Below are 1019 nucleotides of genomic sequence, written 5' to 3'. Positions count from 1 at the left end.
TCGCCAGAATTCAATTTAAAGTCCCCAGATTGAGATTTAAAGTCCCCAGATTGAGATTTAATGTCCCCAAATTGACATTTAAAGTCGCCAGAATTCAATTTAAAGTCGCCAGAATTCAATTTAAAGTCCCTAGATCGGCATTTACAGTCGCCAGAATTCAATTTAAAGTCCCCAGATTGACATTTAAAGTTCCCAAATTGGCATTTAATGTCCCCAAATTCGCAATTAAAGTCCCCAAATTGCCATAGTTTTCAACATAATCACAATCAATTTAAAATCAAAAAAACTCCAAAACCCCTATAAACACTACTATTATGCTGCGTTGTAGCAATACTATTCAGACTTAAACCTGTCTAACAGGTCTGCAAAGGTTTGATTTTGCTGGGTTTTTGGATTTTAGGGGTTTTTGCGCAAGTTTTTTGCCTCGGATTGCACTGATTTTAAAGGATTGATTGCGTTGCATGGTGACGTCGAGTTGTATTCTTTTTCCTGATATGATACCGACTTGACGGTTTGTGGTTTCAAAATCTACTCAAGAGAAGATAAGGTTGTACAGGCTGCTTTTTAAACTTGTCAGGTCAAGTGCAAAAATTCATCAGGACGAATTGCTTGTTTTACCGCGGTAAATTAGATAAGTTACGGCGGTAAATTGAATAAATTACCGCGGTAAATTTCTATCTTTGTTCTGACAAGTATTAATAGTAACTCTTACCCCGATAGCGCATTCTATGATAAAAAACAAATAAAAATTGAAAATAAATTAACTTGCAAATTTATAAGTGTTTACATAAGGTGTTTGTCTTTTAATCACAGAAAACACACGACCAATAATTTTACATTTTATATTGTTTAAAACTAACATTGCATTCTTGCCTTCACCTTTTTTTCTTTCATAATATTCTTTGAGTTGCGGATCATTTTTAACGGCAACTAGTGCGCACATTTGTAATATTGATTTCATTTTTTTATCGGCCATATGATTTACTTTAGTTCTGCCTTTTATACTCGAACCTGAACTA

General features: G+C 34.0%; 2 protein-coding genes. Both read right to left on the bottom strand.

Annotated features, from left to right (window positions below):
- Nucleotides 1-209 (bottom strand): DUF4097 family beta strand repeat-containing protein (locus IAI56_RS16520; protein ID WP_425323635.1); only part of this gene is annotated, 209 nt, incomplete at its 3' end.
- A gap of 551 nt (nucleotides 210-760) precedes the next feature.
- On the bottom strand, nucleotides 761-1019 hold a 259-nt coding region (locus IAI56_RS15745; protein ID WP_187658762.1), incomplete at its 5' end, for a transposase.

This window comes from Flavobacterium macrobrachii, assembly GCF_014486675.1.
In the GTDB taxonomy this organism is placed as follows: domain Bacteria; phylum Bacteroidota; class Bacteroidia; order Flavobacteriales; family Flavobacteriaceae; genus Flavobacterium; species Flavobacterium macrobrachii.
Note: the sequence above shows the minus strand (reverse complement) of the source record. Positions and strands in the feature narration are given on the sequence as shown.